Consider the following 15,733-nt stretch of genomic DNA (forward strand, 5'->3'; position numbering starts at 1 on the left):
CTCCGCCGCGGCGGCCTTGGGGTTCTCCTTCACCGTGATCTTGCCCTTGCGGATCGTCGCCAGGCGCGGGGCCTTCTTCGCGATGGACGAGTCGTGGGTGACCATGATGAAGGTGAGCCCGTGCTCCTTCCACAGGGTCTCCAGCACGTCCATGATCTCGTCGCGCATCGACTCGTCGAGGTTGCCGGTGGGCTCGTCGGCGAGCAGCACCTTCGGCTGCTTCACCAGCGCGCGGGCGATCGCCACGCGCTGCTGCTGCCCGCCGGACATCTCGCTGGGCAGATGCCCGAGCCGCTCGCCCAGCCCGACCGACCGCAGTGCCTCGGCGGCCCGCTCGCGCCGCTCGCGGGTCTTCACGCCGAGGGGGACGAGGGCGGTCTCGACGTTCTCCTGCGCGGTGAGCGTCGGGATGAGGTTGAACGACTGGAAGACGAAGCCGATGTTCTCGCTGCGCACCTTCGTCAGGCGGGACTCGGAGAGCTTGGCCAGGTCGGTGCCGTCGAGGACGACCTCGCCCTCGGAGGGCCGGTCGAGTCCGCCGAGCATCTGAAGCAGCGTCGACTTGCCGCCGCCGGTGGGCCCCTGGATGACGAGCCGGTCGCCGTCCGGGATGGTCAGGTCGACGCCGTCGAGGGCGTGGACGGTCTCCTTGCCGCGTGTGTAGCGCTTGGTGACGCCTCTGAGTTCGTACATGGGTCAACTCCTGGGGTGGGTGAAGAAGGTGCGGTGGCGGCGCCGGCTGCGCGACGCGGCGTGCTACTCGACGCGGCGCAGCGCGTCGGCCGGCCGCAGCCGGGAGGCCCGCCAGCCACCGAACGCCCCCGCGATCAGCCCACCGGCCACGGCGAGCGCGACGGCGATCGCCACGGTCGTGACGCTGACGGGCGCGGTGAGCGCGACGTCGAGCGTCTGGGAGGCCGCCTGCCGGGCGCCGCCGAAGCCGCCACCGCCGCCGGGGCCACCGCCCATGCCGCCACCGCCGCCCATGCCGCCACCGCCGCCGGAGCCCAGCTGGGCCTGGAGGGTGGGGCTGATGGCCGTGACGACGTAGGCGCCCGCCAGGCCGATCGCGATGCCCAGCGCGCCGCCCAGCAGCCCGTTGACCATCGCCTCCCCGACCACCTGACGGGTGACGCGCCCGGACTTCCACCCGAGCGCCTTGAGCGTGCCGAACTCCCGCACGCGCCGCGAGACCGCCGAGGAGGTCAGCAGACCGGCCACCAGGAACGCGGCGACCAGCACCGCGATGGACAGCCACTTGCCGACGCTGGTGGCGAGGGAGGACGCCGTGGAGAGGGAACCGGAGACGGTGTCCGCGAGGTCGGCGGAGGTCGTCACCGTCGTACCGGAGACGTTCTTCTGGATCGCGGACTTGACGCTGTCGATCTGCTGGGAGTCGGTCGCCTTGACGTAGATCGTGGTGACCTTGTCCTTGGAGTCGCTGAGGGTCTGAGCCTGCGTCAGCGGGATGTAGACGTTGGCGGCGGAGTCGCCGCTGTCGGCCGTGGCGATGCCGATCACGCTGAACTTGACGCTCTTGATGGTGACGGTGGAGCCGACCTTGAGCTCCTTCTCCTTGGCGTACGCCGAGTCGACGACCGCGACCTTGCCGTCGGTCTCGGTCGTCTTGAAGGTACGACCGCTGGTGATCTTGGAGGAGGTCAGCGGGCCGAGCGCGGGCTCGGTGACGTCGGTGCCGTAGACGGAGTAGTTGTTGACGTCGAAGTCGGCTCCGCCGCCCTGCACTTCGCCCTGCGGCTGGCCGGAGCCGCCGCCGTTGCCGCCCGGACCGCCCTGCTGGCCGCCGGCGTTGCCGTCCTGCTGGAACTGGCCGCGGGTGAACTGGCCGCTGACCTTGATGACTTGCAGGCTCAGTCCGCCGACCGCGTCGGCGACGCCGCTCTGCTTGCCGACCTTGGTGACGGTCGAGGTGGACAGGGTCTGGAAGCCCTGGACCATGACGCGGTCGCTGCTCTGTTCCTCGTCGGAGCCGTCCTCCTGCGCGTCGAACTGGAAGCGCGGGCGTTCCGAGGAGTTCGCGGTGGGGGCGGCGGCGGCCTTGGTGACCGTCATGTCCGTGCCCAGGCCGTACAGGGACTGGAGGACCTTGTCCTGGGCCTTGCTCATGCCGGCGGACACGGAGGTGACCACGATGACCAGCGCGATACCCAGCGCGAGCCCGGAGGCGACGACGAGGGCCGCCTTTCTGCGGCGGCGCAGTTCGCGCCTCAGGTAGGTGAAGAACATGCGCCGCAAGCTAGGGACAGACCGTGATGAAGGGATAAGGCGAATATAAGAGAACGATGAGAAGGCTGTGAACAACCCCGGAAACGCCGGTGCCGCCCCTGGGGGCGGCACCGGAAAGCTGTGGATCGGCCCGGGGGCCGGGCGGGTCAGACGGCCGAACCGGCCTTCCACTGCGCCCAGTCCATGTTCCAGCCGTTGAGGCCGTTGTCCGGGGAGACGGTCTTGTCGCCGGTGTTCTGGACGACCACGACGTCACCGATGATCGAGTTGTTGTAGAACCAGGCGGCCGGCGTGCTGTCGTCGTCGGCGCCCTTGGTGTCGGACAGGCCGACGCAGCCGTGGCTGGTGTTCACCGAGCCGAAGATGGACTTCGCGCCCCAGTAGTTGCCGTGCACGAAGGTGCCGGAGGTGGTCAGGCGCATGGCGTGCGGCACGTCCTTGATGTCGTACTCGCCCTTGCCGTCGTCGTCGGTGAAGCCGACCGTCGCGCCGTTCATCCGGGTCTCCTTGAACTTCTCGGAGATCACCATCTGGCCTTCGTACGTCTTGTTGTCGGGCGAGCCGGCGGAGATCGGGATCGTCCGGACCGTCTTGCCGTCCTGCGTGACCTTCATCTGCTTGGTCTTCGCGTCGACGTACGTGACCTGGTTGCGGCCGATCGTGAAGGTGACCGTCTTCTGCTGGACGCCGTAGACGCCGTCGGCGCCCTCGACGCCGTCGAGCGCGAGCTTCAGCGTGACGGTGGAGTTCTCCTGCCAGTACTCATCGGGGCGGCAGTCCATGCGCTGGGTGTTGAACCAGTGGCAGACGACCTCCTGGCCGCTGCTGGAGCTGACCGTGATGCCCTTCTGGACGGCGGCCTTGTTGGTGATCTCCTTGTTGAAGTTGATCGACACCGGCATGCCCACGCCGACGGTCGAGCCGTCCTCCGGCGTGAAGTTGCCTATGAAGCTGTTGTCAGGGGAGACCGTGGTGAAGGACGCGTTCTCGTGGGCCTCGCGGCCGTCGGAGTCCTTCGCGGTCGCCGCGAGCTTGTAGGTGGTGGAGCGCTCCAGCTGGTCGCTGGGCTTCCAGCTGGTCTTGTCGGCGGAGAGCTCGCCCGCCACGGCGGTGCCGTCGGCGGTGGTCATCGTCACCTCGGTGAGCGTGCCCTTGCTCACCGTGACGGCCGCCGAGTTGTTGATGGAGGCGTTGTCCGAGCCGTCCGCGGGCGTGATCTTGATCTGGGCCTCGGATGCCTTCTGGGCCGCCGCCTCGTCGGCCTGGGCCTGCGAGGAGCTTCCCGCGCCGTCCGAGGCGCTGCTGTCGCCACTGGAACACGCGGTGAGCACCAGAACACCGCCGAGCAGTGCGGACGCGGTCATCAGACCCCTGCGCCGCCTACTGTCCGTCATCACACGCTTCTCCATCGTTGCCGAAATCCCGAACTACCCCGAGGGTCCCCCGTTAAAAAGCCTCAACGCCCCGACCGGTTCGTCCCGTTCCACATTTCCCCGATGTGTGGGCCACACCACGTCCACGGCGGCGGTGGGCCCGCCGGGTCCCGCGGCGCGGTGTCGGTCAGCGCGCCGTCTTGAGGCACATCGCTCGGGGCGCATTGCTTGAGACGACGGAACCCCGGGCGCGGTTGCCGTCCGGAGTCAAGAATTCCCCGATACGCCCGACCGATGCCGCCCGTGCGGCCACCGCCGTCGGTGTCCGCCCCGTCGTCCGCCCACCATCATCCTCGGCCGGACCCCCGCAAGGCGAGTCACCGTCATGATCGATCGACGCGCGGGGCCGGGAGACTCGGTGAAGTCCGGCCGTCGGCACCGCGCTGACCAGTGCGTACGGAGCGGCCGGCGCGCCGGGCTCCGCCGCGGTGTCTTCGGTCACAGCGGCCGGACATTCCCCCCGTGATGCGAAATCCATGTGAATCAGGACATATCCGGGTGCCTTTTCGGTGTTCCCGTGAGGAGCGCGTGCCCGTCGGCTCCCGCAACTTTCCCGCGACCCGCGCCTTTCATTAGCATCGGGACACACGGCCAATTCGCCAGCGTCACAAGGGGATCGATATTCCGTGTCATCCGCTCGCCGTCCGTTGCTGACCGCCGCCGCCGCGGGGACCCTGTTGGGCGCCCTGTGGTTCGTCCCGAACGCCAACGCGACGCAGGAGGCCCCGGCGAGAACGAACGCGACGTCGCAGACCACCCGGGCGCAGCCCGACGGCCGGGCGCAGTCCGCCACGGCCACCCGGACCCAGGTCACCACCCAGGCCCGGGCCGCCTCCACGGCCACGGACACCTCGGAGAGCGGGGACGGCACCCGCCTCGCCGACACCGGCAGCTTCGACACCACTCCCTATGTGGCCGGCGGGACCGCGCTGCTCGCGCTGGGAGCGGGATTCGTCGTGTACTCCGTGCGCCGGGAGCGCCTCGGTTTTTGAAAAGACTTGACGTTCCGTTCACAGGGACCTCATAGTCCCGATCATGAACAGATCATCGGGGGCGCGGCTGTGCGCCGCGGCTGTCGTGGGGGCGCTGTCACTCGCACTCGTCACGGGGTGCTCCAGCGACGACGGCAAGAAGGACAAGGGATCCAAGGGGTCCGGCTCCGGCTCCGGTGCCGCCTCGTCGTCGGCTCCGGCCGCCGAGGCGCTGACCTCGGCCGAACTGGAGAAGCTGCTCCTCGCCCAGGGCGAGGACAAGGGGTTCACCGTCGAATCGGGCGACGACACGCTCCCGAAGTCCAAGAGCACGGTGCAGGTCGACGACGAGGCGTGCGCGCCGCTCGCCTACGCCATGGCCGCCCTCCCGCCGGGTGAGACGGACGCCGGCGCGAGCAACACGGTGACGGAGGACAAGTCGGCGGACGCCACCACGTCGGTGGAGGACCTCACCGAGGCCGACATCGAGGACGCCTTCGACGTCGCCGCGACGTTCGTGGGTCTGTCCTCCTACGACGGGGACGGCGCCGAGAAGGCCCTGAAGGCCGTCACCGACGGCATCGACGCCTGTTCCGGCGGGTTCGGCATCACCGCCGACGGCGAGGACCAGGAGATCACCAAGATCACGGCGGACCAGGCCTCCGTGGCGGGCGACGGGTCCGCCGCGTTCGCCGCCGTGGTCGACACGGGCGGCGACGGCCCGGCCACGTTCCACGTCGAGGTGGTCCGCAGCGGCAGCACGCTGGCCACGTTCTACGCGATCAACCTGTCCGCGCTGGCGAACGGCGGCGAGCACGAGGTCCCGGCCGCCGTGGTCGAGGCGCAGGTCGCCAAGTTGAAGTGACCGTCCGGGGCCCCGCCGTGCGCGTGCGCGCGGCGGGGCCCCGGCACGCCGGCCACGCCGCCCCCTGGCCCGCTACCGCAGCGGCCCGGTGACCGTCTCCGCGGCGGCCACGAGCCGTCCCTCGCGCACGAACCCGTCCGCCGCCGCGAGGTCGGGCGCGAGGAAACGGTCGGGTCCCGGTCCCTGGACGCCCGCCGCGCGGAGGGCGTCGACGACGGCCCGGGTCGCGGGCGCCGGGGTGAGCCCCTCGCGCAGTTCGACGGCGCGGGTGGCGGCGTAGAGCTCGACGGCGAGCACGCGCGCGAGGTCGTCGACGGCCGTGCGCAGCTTGCGCGCCGCCGACCAGCCCATCGACACGTGGTCCTCCTGCATGGCGGAGGACGGGATCGAGTCCGCCGAGGCGGGTACGGCCAGCCGCTTCATCTCGGCGACCAGCGCGGCCTGCGTGTACTGCGCGATCATCAGCCCGGAGTCGACACCGGCGTCGTCGGCGAGGAACGGCGGCAGCCCGTGGCTGCGGTTCTTGTCCAGGAGCCGGTCGGTGCGCCGTTCGGCGATCGAGGCGAGGTCGGCGACGGCGACGGCGAGGAAGTCGAGGACGTAGGCGACCGGGGCGCCGTGGAAGTTGCCGTTGGACTCGACGCGGCCGTCGGGCAGGACCACCGGGTTGTCGACGGCCGACGCCAGTTCCCGCTCGGCGACCAGCCGGGCGTGCGCCAGGGTGTCCCGTCCGGCGCCGGCGACCTGCGGGGCGCAGCGCACCGAGTAGGCGTCCTGGACGCGGGGCGCGTCGTCCTGGTGGTGGCCGGTCAGCTCCGAGCCCTTCAGCACGGCCAGCATGTTGGCGGCGCTGGCCGCCTGTCCCGGGTGCGGGCGGACGGCGTGCAGTTCGGGGGCGAGCACCTTGTCGGTGCCGAGCAGCGCCTCCAGGCTGAGGGCGGCCGTGACGTCGGCGGACTTGTAGAGGGTGTCGAGGTCGTCCAGGGCCATGAGCAGCATGCCGAGCATGCCGTCGGTCCCGTTGAGGAGGGCGAGCCCCTCCTTCTCCCGCAGTTCGACGGGCGCGATGCCGTGCTCGGCGAGCAGGTCGCCCGCGGGCCGTACGACGCCGTCGGGGCCCTCGGCGTCCCCCTCCCCCATGAGCGTCAGGGCGCAGTGCGACAGCGGGGCGAGGTCGCCGGAGCAGCCGAGGGAGCCGTATTCGTGGACGACGGGGGTGATGCCGGCGTTCAGCAGGTCGGCCATGGACCGCGCGACCTCGGGGCGCACTCCGGTGTGCCCGGAGCAGACGGTCTTCAGCCGCAGGAACATCAGGGCCCGGACGACCTCCCGCTCGACCCGCGGTCCCATGCCGGCGGCGTGCGAGCGGACGATGTTGCGCTGGAGCCGCGCGCGCAGCTCCGGGCTGATGTGCCGGGTGGCGAGGGCGCCGAATCCGGTGGAGACGCCGTAGACGGGTTCGGGCTTGGCCGCCAGCGCGTCCACGATCTCGCGGGCGGCGGCGAGGGCCGCCACCGCCTCCCCGGAGAGCTCGACCCGGGCGCCGCCGCGCGCCACGGCGAGCACGTCGGACGCGGTCACCCCGGACGTCCCCACCACCACAGTATGCATATCCATATTCAGGAGCGTACGCAGTGAAGACTGGAATGTCACCCGTGGAGGTGGGGTTCGCCCCTTACCGATGCGTCACACCGCCGGTTCAGTTCGGCAGCCCGCGGAAGCTCCGCCGTTCGGCTGCCGGTCCCCTCGGCGGCTCGTCGGCGAGGCGTACGACGGGGTCGTCGGGCCCCTCCCGGCCCGCGACCACCGGCCGGGCGGCCCGTACGGCCTTGGCCCGGTACTGGGCGGCGTCCGCGAGCCGGAACAGCCGCCGGGCCGAGCGCACCGGCCCGATGGGGTCGTCCGTGGAGGCGACCCCGCAGGCCACGCCCTCGCCGAGCTCCAGCTCGGCGGCCCGCCGGCACAGTTCGCCGGCGACCTTCACCACGTCGTCGGCCGGCGGACCGACGGCGAGCAGACAGAACTCGTCCCCGCCGAGCCGGGCGGCGAGCGCGCCGGGCAGCATCGCCCCGCACAGCGACAGCACCGACCCGAACCGCTCCAGCAGCCGGTCCCCCACGGCGTGCCCCTGGGTGTCGTTGACCCGCTTGAGCCCGTTGAGGTCGCACACGGCGAGGCTCACCGTCTCCCCGTGCGTCCGGTGCCGCTCGACGGCCTCCTCCAGCCGTACGTCGACGGCGCGGCGGTTGGCCAGACCGGTGAGGGCGTCGGTGAAGGCGAGCCTGCGGGCCTCCTCCAGCCGCTCCGACTGCGCGAGCCCGGCGGCGACGACGGCGGCGAGGACGGTGGCGAAGTCGGCGTCGGCGCGGCCGAAGACGGGGGCGCCGGTGGAGCGGGCGACGTACAGCTCGCCCCAGGCGCGGCCGTGCAGCACGATCGGCGCGACGACGCAGGAGCCGCGGCCGCGCCGGCGCAGGGCGGCGACCCGCTGCTGGCAGTAGCCGGGCCGCCCGGCGGCGGGCCCCCGCGCCGTCTCCACCCAGGCGTTGGGCTCACCGCCGGCCACCCAGCGCTCGTGCAGGAACTCGGTGATCTCCGGGAACTGGTGCACCGGATAGGCCTCCCCCTCGGGGAACTCGTCCTCGTCCGGCGCCCGGTCCCCCACGTTCGCCAGGACCCGCAGCCGCCCGAGGTCCCGCTCCCACACCGAGAGCGCGGCGAACGCGCCGGCCAGTGCCCGGCACGCGCCGAACGCCGCCGCCCGCCACGACTCGCGGGGCGTGTGCGCGGCCGCCATCCCCTGCGCCAGCGCCACCACGGCCGCGAGGCGTCCATCCTCACCCATTTCACCAGGTTAGGGACTTTTGCCTACGAAGGTGGCAACAGCAGGCATCAGAAGGCACCCGAAGTGACGCGCCCGTGTCCCGCGCCCCCTCCCGGCCGGAGGGCCGCGTCACTCACCCGGCCACCGGGGCGTCCGCTTCTCGTTGAACGCCGCCACGCCCTCCGCCCGGTCGCCCGAGAACGCCACCGCCCGCCAGGCCGCGTCCTCGACCTCCAGTCCGGCCCGCAGATCCAGCCCCTGCCCCAGCCGCAGGGCCCGCTTGGCCGCCCGCAGCCCCACCGGGGAGTTCGCCCCGATGCGCGCGGCCAGCGCCAACGCCTCCTCGCGGTCCCGCCCCGCCTCCACCAGGACGTCCACCAGCCCCAGCTCCCGCGCCTCCGCCGCCTCCACCCGCCGTGCGCTGAAGATCAGCTCGGCGGCACGTGCCGCCCCCACCCGCCGGGGCAGCAGCTGCGTCCCGCCACCGCCCGGGATCACCCCGACCGACACCTCGGGCAACCCGACCACGGCCGTACGGTCCGCCACGATCACGTCGCACGCCAGCGCCAGCTCGAACCCGCCGCCCAGCGCGAACCCGTGCACCGCCGCCACCGTCGGCACCGGCAGCTCCAGCACCCCGGTGTACGCACCCCGCGCCACCGGTCGCTGCCGCACCAGCTCGGCGTCGGTGAGGGAGTTCCGCTCCTTCAGGTCGGCGCCGACGCAGAAGGCCCGTTCGTGCGTGGAGGTCACCACGACCACCCGCACCTCCCGGTCGCCGCCCAGCGCCGCGCAGGCCGCCGCGATCGACCGGGCCAGCTCCGTCGAGACGGCGTTCATGGCCTTCGGCCGGTCCAGGGCCAGCTCGGCGACGTGCCCGTCCCCGTGCCGCCGCACCAGCACGGACTCCCCGAACCGCTCCTCACGCACGACACCGCTCACGTCACCGCTCACGACACCCTCCGGATCGACAGATCGACACTGGTTAACGCGGGTTAACAGCTACCGCTCGCCCGATGATCGCAGGCCGGGTGGACGGGGGGAAGAGCGGGCGGGGTGAAGGGCGGGCGGGGTGCCGGCGCCGGCCGCCGGGCCGGCCGGGGTCGTGCGTCCCCGTCGTCTGCCCGCGCGTCGGCCCGCGCGTCGGCCCGTGCGTCGGCCCGTTCGGGTCCTGGGGGGCGTCGTCAGCGGCCGCCGTCGTCGCGGCGGGTCAGCAGCCAGGGCTCGACCACGCCGAGGCCGCGCACCGGCCGCTGCCACATCGGCTGGAGCGCGAAGCGGTAGACGGGCGGCTCCTTGCCCTCCTTCTCCGCGGCGACGGCCTCCTCGGCGGCCTCCGCCTCGGAGGCGGGCGCGTCCCCGGTGCGGACGACCTCCTCGGCGAACGCGCTGTCGACGAGCACGGCGTCCCGCGGCGCTATCGACGTCAGCCGCGAGGCCAGGTTGACGGTCGTGCCGAAGACATCGCCCATCCGGGTGGTCACCGTCCCGAACGCCATGCCGACACGCAGCTCGGGCATCGTCTCGTCGTTGCTCATCGTCTCCACGAGACGCAGCGCGATGTCGGCGGCGGTACCGGCGTCGTCGGCCGCGTACAGCACCTCGTCGCCCAGCGTCTTGATGAGCCGCCCGCCCCGCGCGGCGACCAGGTCGGCGGCGGTCGTCTCGAAGGCCTCGACGAGCTCGCCGAGCTCCTCCTCCTCCATCCGGCGGGTCAGCCGTGTGAACCCGACCAGGTCGGCGAACCCGACCGCGAGCCGCCGGTCGACCATCTCCTCGTCGTCCGCGGCCTGCACGACCCGCCCGGCCGAGGCGGCGAGCTGCCGGCGCCACACGTAGACGAGGAACTCCTCCAGCTCGGGCAGCAGCAGCTCGACGATCGGGTACGTGACCTCGGTGCGGGTCATCCCCGGCTCGGGCGGCTCGGTCAGCCCCTCCAGGAAGGAGTCGATCTGCCACTCCGCCAACCGGGCGGTGGTCTGCCCGGTCGACCGGGCCACCTGCACCGCCATCGCCTCGCTCAGCAGGCCCGCCTCCACCAGACCCGCGAGCCGCCGCAGCGCCAGCACGTCGGCCTCGGTGAGCGCCTTGGCCTGCCCGATGTCGGCGAAGCCCATCGCCCGCCAGAAACGGGACGCCAGCTCCATGGAGACACCGGCGCTGCGGGCCGCCTGAAAGGGGGTGTAGCGCCGCTCGGCGCCGAGGATGAGCTGCTCCAGGCGCAGGGCGAGCGGGTCGTCGCCGGACTCGGGGGCCTGGGGGTCCCCCCGCCCGGCCGAGGCCGAGTGCGGAGGATGGTCAACCCGGCCGTCCGCGCCCGCGCCGGAGCCCGTGTCGTCGACGGTCACGCCTGCTGCCCTTCCGATCTACAGCGGTCAGGTATCGACCGGCCTCAACTCTACGGCAGGTGTGCGCCAGCTCACTCCGCAAGCCGGAACCGGAGGGCACCCCGCCGCCCGGAGCAAGGCCACCCGGCCCGGACGGCCACCACCGGGGCCCGCCACCACTGGGGCCCGCCGGAGCCGGGACCCTCCGGGACCGGGACCCGCCGGAGCCAGGACCCGCCGGGACCGAGACCCTCCGGGACCGAGACCCGCCGGAGCCGAGACCCGCCAGGACCGGGACCCGCCAGGACCGAGACCCGCCGGAGCCGAGACCCGCCAGGACCGGGACCCTCCGGAGCCGAGACCCGCCAGGACCGGGACCCGCCGGAGCCGAGACCCGCCGGGACCGGGACCCATCCCCCCGGCGCCCCGACCGGCCCCGTCAGCGCCACCGTCACCCGCGTTCACGCCGGACGCAGATGCACCACATCCCCCGCCCCCACCGGCTCCTGCACCCCCTTCTCCGTGGCGATCACGAGCCTGCCGTCGCCGTCGACGGCGACCGCCTCGCCCACCAGGGAGCGCCCGCCCGGCAGCTCGGCGCGCACCGAGCGGCCCAGGGTCGCGCAGCCCGCCGTGTACACCTCCTGGAGTCCGCTGTCGGCCGGGTCGCCGTCGGCCGCGCGCCAGCGCCCGTACCACTCCTCCAGCGACCGCAGCACGGCCCGCAGCAGCGGATCCCGGTCGGTGCTCACCGCCCCGGCCAGCGCCAGCGACCCCGCCTGCGGCACCGGGAGCTCGGCGGCGCGCAGGGTGACGTTGATGCCGACGCCGACGACGACGCCGTCCTCCCCGGCCCGCTCGGCGAGGATGCCGCCGGCCTTGCGTTCCTCGCCGCCCACGGTCACCAGCAGGTCGTTCGGCCACTTGAGCGCCGTGTCCACGCCCGCCGCGCGGGCGAGACCGGTCGCCACCGCCACGCCCGTGAGCAGCGGCAGCCAGCCCCAGCGGGCCACCGGGATCCCGCTCGGTTCGAGCAGGACGGAGAAGAACAGCCCGGAGCGGGCCGGTGCCGTCCACCGCCGGTCCAGGCGCCCCCGTCCGGCGCTCTGCTCCTCGGCGACCAGGACGGCGCCCTCGGCCGCCTTCCCGGCGGCCGCCAGCGCCACCAGGTCGGAGTTGGTGGACCCGGTCCGCGCCACGACGTCCAGCCCGGTCCACAGCCCGCCCTCCCGGACGAGCCCGCGCCGTAGCGCCGCGGCGTTGAGCGGAGGCCGGTCCAGGTCGGACCAGCGGCTGTGGGGGTCGTCTGATGCATCTCGCGGCGTCATGCAAGCCACCCTAGGTGTGGTAAACACCGCACTGCCGACCAGTAGGGCCACCACTACGCTACGGATGAGTAACCGTCCCCCCTTTTGAGCAGGCAGGGAGCCGTATCCCGATGTCCGAGCCGGAAGAGCGTCAAGAGATCGACATCCACACGACCGCGGGGAAGCTCACGGATCTCCGGCGCCGCGTCGAGGAGGCGACGCACGCCGGCTCCGCACGTGCCGTGGAGAAGCAGCACGCCAAGGGCAAGCTGACGGCCCGTGAGCGCGTCGAACTCCTCCTCGACGAGGACTCCTTCGTCGAGCTGGACGAGTTCGCCCGCCACCGCTCGACCCACTTCGGCCTGGAGGCCAACCGCCCCTACGGGGACGGCGTCGTGACGGGCTACGGGACCGTCGACGGCCGCCCGGTCGCCGTGTTCTCCCAGGACTTCACCGTCTTCGGCGGGGCGCTGGGCGAGGTCTACGGGCAGAAGATCGTCAAGGTCATGGACTTCGCGCTGAAGACCGGCTGTCCGGTCATCGGCATCAACGACTCCGGCGGCGCCCGCATCCAGGAGGGCGTGGCCTCGCTCGGCGCGTACGGCGAGATCTTCCGCCGCAACACCCACGCCTCCGGGGTGATCCCGCAGATCAGCCTGGTCGTCGGCCCGTGCGCGGGCGGCGCGGTCTACTCGCCGGCGATCACCGACTTCACCGTGATGGTCGACCAGACCTCGCACATGTTCATCACCGGCCCCGACGTCATCAAGACGGTCACCGGCGAGGACGTCGGCTTCGAGGAGCTGGGCGGCGCCCGCACCCACAACGCCACCTCGGGCGTGGCCCACCACATGGCCGGCGACGAGAAGGACGCCGTCGAGTACGTCAAGCAGCTGCTGTCGTACCTGCCGTCCAACAACCTCTCCGAGCCTCCGTCGTTCCCGGAGGAGGCCGACCTCACCGTCACCGGCGAGGACCTGGAGCTGGACACGCTCGTCCCGGACAGCGCGAACCAGCCGTACGACATGCACACGGTGATCGAGCACGTCCTGGACGACGCCGAGTTCTTCGAGACGCAGCCGCTGTACGCGCCGAACATCCTCACCGGCTTCGGCCGCGTCGAGGGCCGCCCGGTCGGCATCGTCGCCAACCAGCCGATGCAGTTCGCGGGCTGCCTGGACATCAAGGCCTCCGAGAAGGCGGCGCGCTTCGTGCGCACCTGCGACGCCTTCAACCTCCCGGTGCTCACCTTCGTCGACGTGCCGGGCTTCCTGCCCGGCGTCGACCAGGAGCACGACGGCATCATCCGCCGCGGCGCGAAACTGATCTACGCCTACGCCGAGGCCACCGTCCCCCTGATCACGGTCATCACCCGCAAGGCCTTCGGCGGGGCGTACGACGTGATGGGCTCCAAGCACCTGGGCGCCGACCTCAACCTGGCCTGGCCCACCGCGCAGATCGCCGTGATGGGCGCCCAGGGCGCGGTCAACATCCTGCACCGCCGCACCCTCGCGGAGGCCGAGGCGGGCGGTGAGGACGTCGAGGCCGTCCGGGCCCGGCTCATCCAGGAGTACGAGGACACCCTCCTCAACCCCTACGTGGCGGCCGAGCGCGGCTACGTGGACGCGGTGGTCATGCCGTCGGACACCCGCCGGCACATCGTGCGCGGGCTGCGTCAACTGCGGACCAAGCGGGAATCCCTCCCTCCGAAGAAGCACGGCAACATCCCCCTGTAAGGAGCCGCTGTGATCAAGGTCGTACGGGGCAACCCGACCCCTGAGGAGCTGGCCGCCGCTCTGGCGGTGGTCCGGGCCCGCGCCGCGGCGGCGGCCGCCACGCCGTCCGGCGCGCAGGGCTCCCGCGACTCCTGGTCGGACCCGTCCCGCATCGCCGCCCACCGCCTGCCCCAGCCGGGACCGGCCACCTGGGCGCGGACGTACTGGCCCGGCTAGGCCCCGGACACGCGGGCGGCGGGGCACGGGCCGTGGGGCGCGGCGGGAAGTTGAGTACGCGTACTCAGGCGCCGGCCACGGCTTCGCCGCACGCTGGGGACCATGCTGTGGTCCGATCCCGAGAACGAGCCGCCCGAGGAACTGCGCGACATGCAGGCGATGCTGCGGCGGCTCGGTCTCCTCATGGCGCTGGCCATGGTGCTCGCGATGATCGTGATCGGCGTGCGGTGAGCGGCCGGCCGCGGAGGGGCCGGCCGGCCCGGGGCGTCGCGGGTGCCGCGTGACGGGTGTGAAGGCCCCGCGGCGCGCCGATACGCTGGCCGCATGACTGATCAGCCGCGCCGCCGACTCGTGCTCGCCTCCCAGTCCCCCGCCCGGCTGGGCCTGTTGCGGCAGGCCGGGCTCGACCCCGAGGTGATCGTGAGCGGGGTCGACGAGGACGCCGTCACCGCTCCCACCCCCGCCGAGCTGGCGCTCGCCCTCGCCGAGGCGAAGGCCTCCGTCGTGGCCGCGAAGCCCGAGGTCAAGGGCGCCCTGGTGATCGGCTGCGACTCGGTCCTCGACCTGGACGGCCAGGCCCTGGGCAAGCCCGCGGACGCCGAGGAGGCCACCGCCCGCTGGAAGGCCATGCGCGGGCGGGCGGGCACGCTCCAGACCGGGCACTGCGTCTACGACACCGCCACCGGCCGGTACGTCTCCGGCGTCGCCTCCACCGTGGTCCGCTTCGGTGAGCCCACGGACGAGGAGATCGCCTCGTACGTCGCCTCGGGCGAGCCGCTGCACGTCGCCGGGGCGTTCACCCTGGACGGCCGGTCGGCCCCGTTCGTCGACGGCATCGACGGCGACCACGGCAACGTCATCGGCATCAGCCTGCCCCTCGTCCGGCGCCTGCTGGCCGAGCTGGGGGTCGGCATCACGGAGTTGTGGGCGCCGGCGGAGTGACCGGAGCGGGCGCGCCGCCCCGCGGCGCGCCGCCGCCGTCCGTCGGCGGGTCGCCGGGCGTGTCGCCCTGGGGCCCGCCTCGGGGGCCGGCTTGGGGGCCGCCTTGAGGGCCGCCGTCGCGCGGCTGCGGGGCGGCCGCGCCCCCGCCCGCGTCCACCGGACGGTCGTACGTCATCAGCAGCAGCACGATGAGCGCCAGCACGGCCATCATGAACGCGAACGCCGACGGGCCCACCAGCCCCCACGCGAACGCGCCCAGCAGCCCGTGCACCACCGCGGCGCTGATCAGCAGGACGCGGCCGAACCCGGCGGGCTGCCGGTCGCGCACCGCCACCAGCAGCGCGACCAGTCCGCACGCGGCGAAGTAGAGGCCGAAGACGATTCCGCCGGCCTTCGCCGAGGCCGACATCGTGTCCGGGTCCAGACCCGCCAGGGACATGTCCTGCCGGTCCACGACCATCCCGAGGAACCAGTTCAGCGCCGCCACGCCGAGCGCCTCCCCGAAGAGCACGAGCGCCACGACCGCCGCCACGGGTCTGCGCACCACCGGTTCCCCACCCACTCTCGTCCCAGCCCTCGGAGGGACTGTGGTTACCCCTAGTACGTTCGAGACATCGCGAACGCTACTAACCGGTAAACGGCGGGACAAGGGTCCGGCGGTCGGCAAAGAATCGTTGGGCCATTCGTAGGGACTCGACAAAGAAACAGAGTGGGCCGCAGCACGCCCTCACAGAGACCTTGGCCACAGTAGAGGGCTAGGGTTTCCGGAAGGAGTGCTGCGTACGGCGGTACTGCAAGGGATTTCGCGGTCGAGTGAGCCTGGTATCACGCTCCGTGTGGGCAAGCTCACCTGAGGGGACGGGTC

Annotated in this window: 14 protein-coding genes and 1 pseudogene; 6 read left to right on the forward strand and 9 right to left on the reverse strand. The window is 72.6% G+C overall.

Annotated elements, in window-relative coordinates; genetic code table 11:
- Positions 1 to 21: 21 nt before the first annotated feature.
- From ACZ3KJ_RS09375 to ACZ3KJ_RS09385, 3 genes and pseudogenes are all read right to left on the reverse strand, one after another.
- Positions 22 to 693: pseudogene (locus tag ACZ3KJ_RS09375) on the reverse strand (ABC transporter ATP-binding protein); the annotation flags it as partial.
- A 63-nt stretch (positions 694 to 756) separates the two neighbouring features.
- Positions 757 to 2,247 carry an ABC transporter permease gene (locus ACZ3KJ_RS09380; protein WP_467525954.1) on the reverse strand — a complete coding sequence of 497 codons (1,491 nt, stop codon included), beginning with the start codon at positions 2,245 to 2,247 and terminating at the stop codon, positions 757 to 759.
- 146 nt (positions 2,248 to 2,393) lie between these two features.
- Complete coding sequence (locus ACZ3KJ_RS09385) at positions 2,394 to 3,656, reverse strand: L,D-transpeptidase (protein ID WP_467525956.1); 1,263 nt, start codon at positions 3,654 to 3,656, stop codon at positions 2,394 to 2,396.
- A 650-nt stretch (positions 3,657 to 4,306) separates the two neighbouring features.
- On the opposite strand from ACZ3KJ_RS09385, the gene ACZ3KJ_RS09390 reads away from it, so the two are divergent.
- Both ACZ3KJ_RS09390 and ACZ3KJ_RS09395 read left to right on the forward strand, forming a co-directional pair.
- On the forward strand, positions 4,307 to 4,672 hold the full coding sequence (locus tag ACZ3KJ_RS09390; protein ID WP_467525958.1) for an LAETG motif-containing sortase-dependent surface protein: 366 nt from the start codon (positions 4,307 to 4,309) through the stop codon (positions 4,670 to 4,672).
- Positions 4,673 to 4,715: 43 nt separating this feature from the next.
- Positions 4,716 to 5,516 carry a hypothetical protein gene (locus ACZ3KJ_RS09395; protein ID WP_467525960.1) on the forward strand — a complete coding sequence of 267 codons (801 nt, stop codon included), beginning with the start codon at positions 4,716 to 4,718 and terminating at the stop codon, positions 5,514 to 5,516.
- 72 nt (positions 5,517 to 5,588) lie between these two features.
- Here ACZ3KJ_RS09395 and hutH read toward each other — a convergent pair whose 3' ends face one another.
- From hutH to ACZ3KJ_RS09420, 5 genes are all read right to left on the reverse strand, one after another.
- A complete protein-coding gene (hutH, locus tag ACZ3KJ_RS09400) occupies positions 5,589 to 7,127 on the reverse strand; it encodes a histidine ammonia-lyase (protein WP_467526345.1) in 1,539 nt (512 codons plus the stop codon).
- An 88-nt stretch (positions 7,128 to 7,215) separates the two neighbouring features.
- Positions 7,216 to 8,361: a GGDEF domain-containing protein gene (locus ACZ3KJ_RS09405; protein WP_467525961.1), complete on the reverse strand. Its 1,146-nt coding sequence runs from the start codon at positions 8,359 to 8,361 to the stop codon at positions 7,216 to 7,218.
- Between the two features lie 108 nt (positions 8,362 to 8,469).
- Positions 8,470 to 9,270, reverse strand: coding sequence for an enoyl-CoA hydratase/isomerase family protein (locus ACZ3KJ_RS09410; protein ID WP_467526346.1), 801 nt, complete (start codon positions 9,268 to 9,270; stop codon positions 8,470 to 8,472).
- A gap of 254 nt (positions 9,271 to 9,524) precedes the next feature.
- A complete protein-coding gene (locus ACZ3KJ_RS09415) occupies positions 9,525 to 10,688 on the reverse strand; it encodes an adenylate/guanylate cyclase domain-containing protein (RefSeq protein ID WP_467525963.1) in 1,164 nt (387 codons plus the stop codon).
- 440 nt (positions 10,689 to 11,128) lie between these two features.
- Positions 11,129 to 11,995, reverse strand: coding sequence for a biotin--[acetyl-CoA-carboxylase] ligase (locus ACZ3KJ_RS09420; protein ID WP_467525965.1), 867 nt, complete (start codon positions 11,993 to 11,995; stop codon positions 11,129 to 11,131).
- 110 nt (positions 11,996 to 12,105) lie between these two features.
- Here ACZ3KJ_RS09420 and ACZ3KJ_RS09425 point away from each other — a divergent pair, with 110 nt between their 5' ends.
- The 4 genes from ACZ3KJ_RS09425 to ACZ3KJ_RS09440 all read left to right on the forward strand — a co-directional run bounded on the left by ACZ3KJ_RS09425 (position 12,106) and on the right by ACZ3KJ_RS09440 (position 14,868).
- The gene (locus ACZ3KJ_RS09425; protein WP_467525967.1) at positions 12,106 to 13,710 is read left to right on the forward strand and encodes an acyl-CoA carboxylase subunit beta; all 1,605 of its coding nucleotides are present in this window, start codon (positions 12,106 to 12,108) and stop codon (positions 13,708 to 13,710) included.
- Positions 13,711 to 13,719: 9 nt separating this feature from the next.
- Positions 13,720 to 13,926 (forward strand): acyl-CoA carboxylase epsilon subunit, encoded by a 207-nt coding sequence (locus tag ACZ3KJ_RS09430; protein WP_389513647.1) that lies wholly within the window; start codon positions 13,720 to 13,722, stop codon positions 13,924 to 13,926.
- Positions 13,927 to 14,028: 102 nt separating this feature from the next.
- Entirely contained in the window at positions 14,029 to 14,157 is a 129-nt protein-coding gene (gene mmpB, locus ACZ3KJ_RS09435; RefSeq protein ID WP_389513645.1) for a morphogenic membrane protein MmpB, read from the forward strand.
- Between the two features lie 93 nt (positions 14,158 to 14,250).
- Positions 14,251 to 14,868: a Maf family protein gene (locus ACZ3KJ_RS09440; RefSeq protein ID WP_401696392.1), complete on the forward strand. Its 618-nt coding sequence runs from the start codon at positions 14,251 to 14,253 to the stop codon at positions 14,866 to 14,868.
- Here ACZ3KJ_RS09440 and ACZ3KJ_RS09445 read toward each other — a convergent pair.
- Positions 14,840 to 15,415 (reverse strand): hypothetical protein, encoded by a 576-nt coding sequence (locus ACZ3KJ_RS09445; protein ID WP_467525970.1) that lies wholly within the window; start codon positions 15,413 to 15,415, stop codon positions 14,840 to 14,842. The two genes, ACZ3KJ_RS09440 and ACZ3KJ_RS09445, sit on opposite strands and share 29 nt — an antisense overlap.
- Positions 15,416 to 15,733 lie beyond the last annotated feature (318 nt).

Source organism: Streptomyces sp. NPDC003248 (assembly GCF_055563235.1).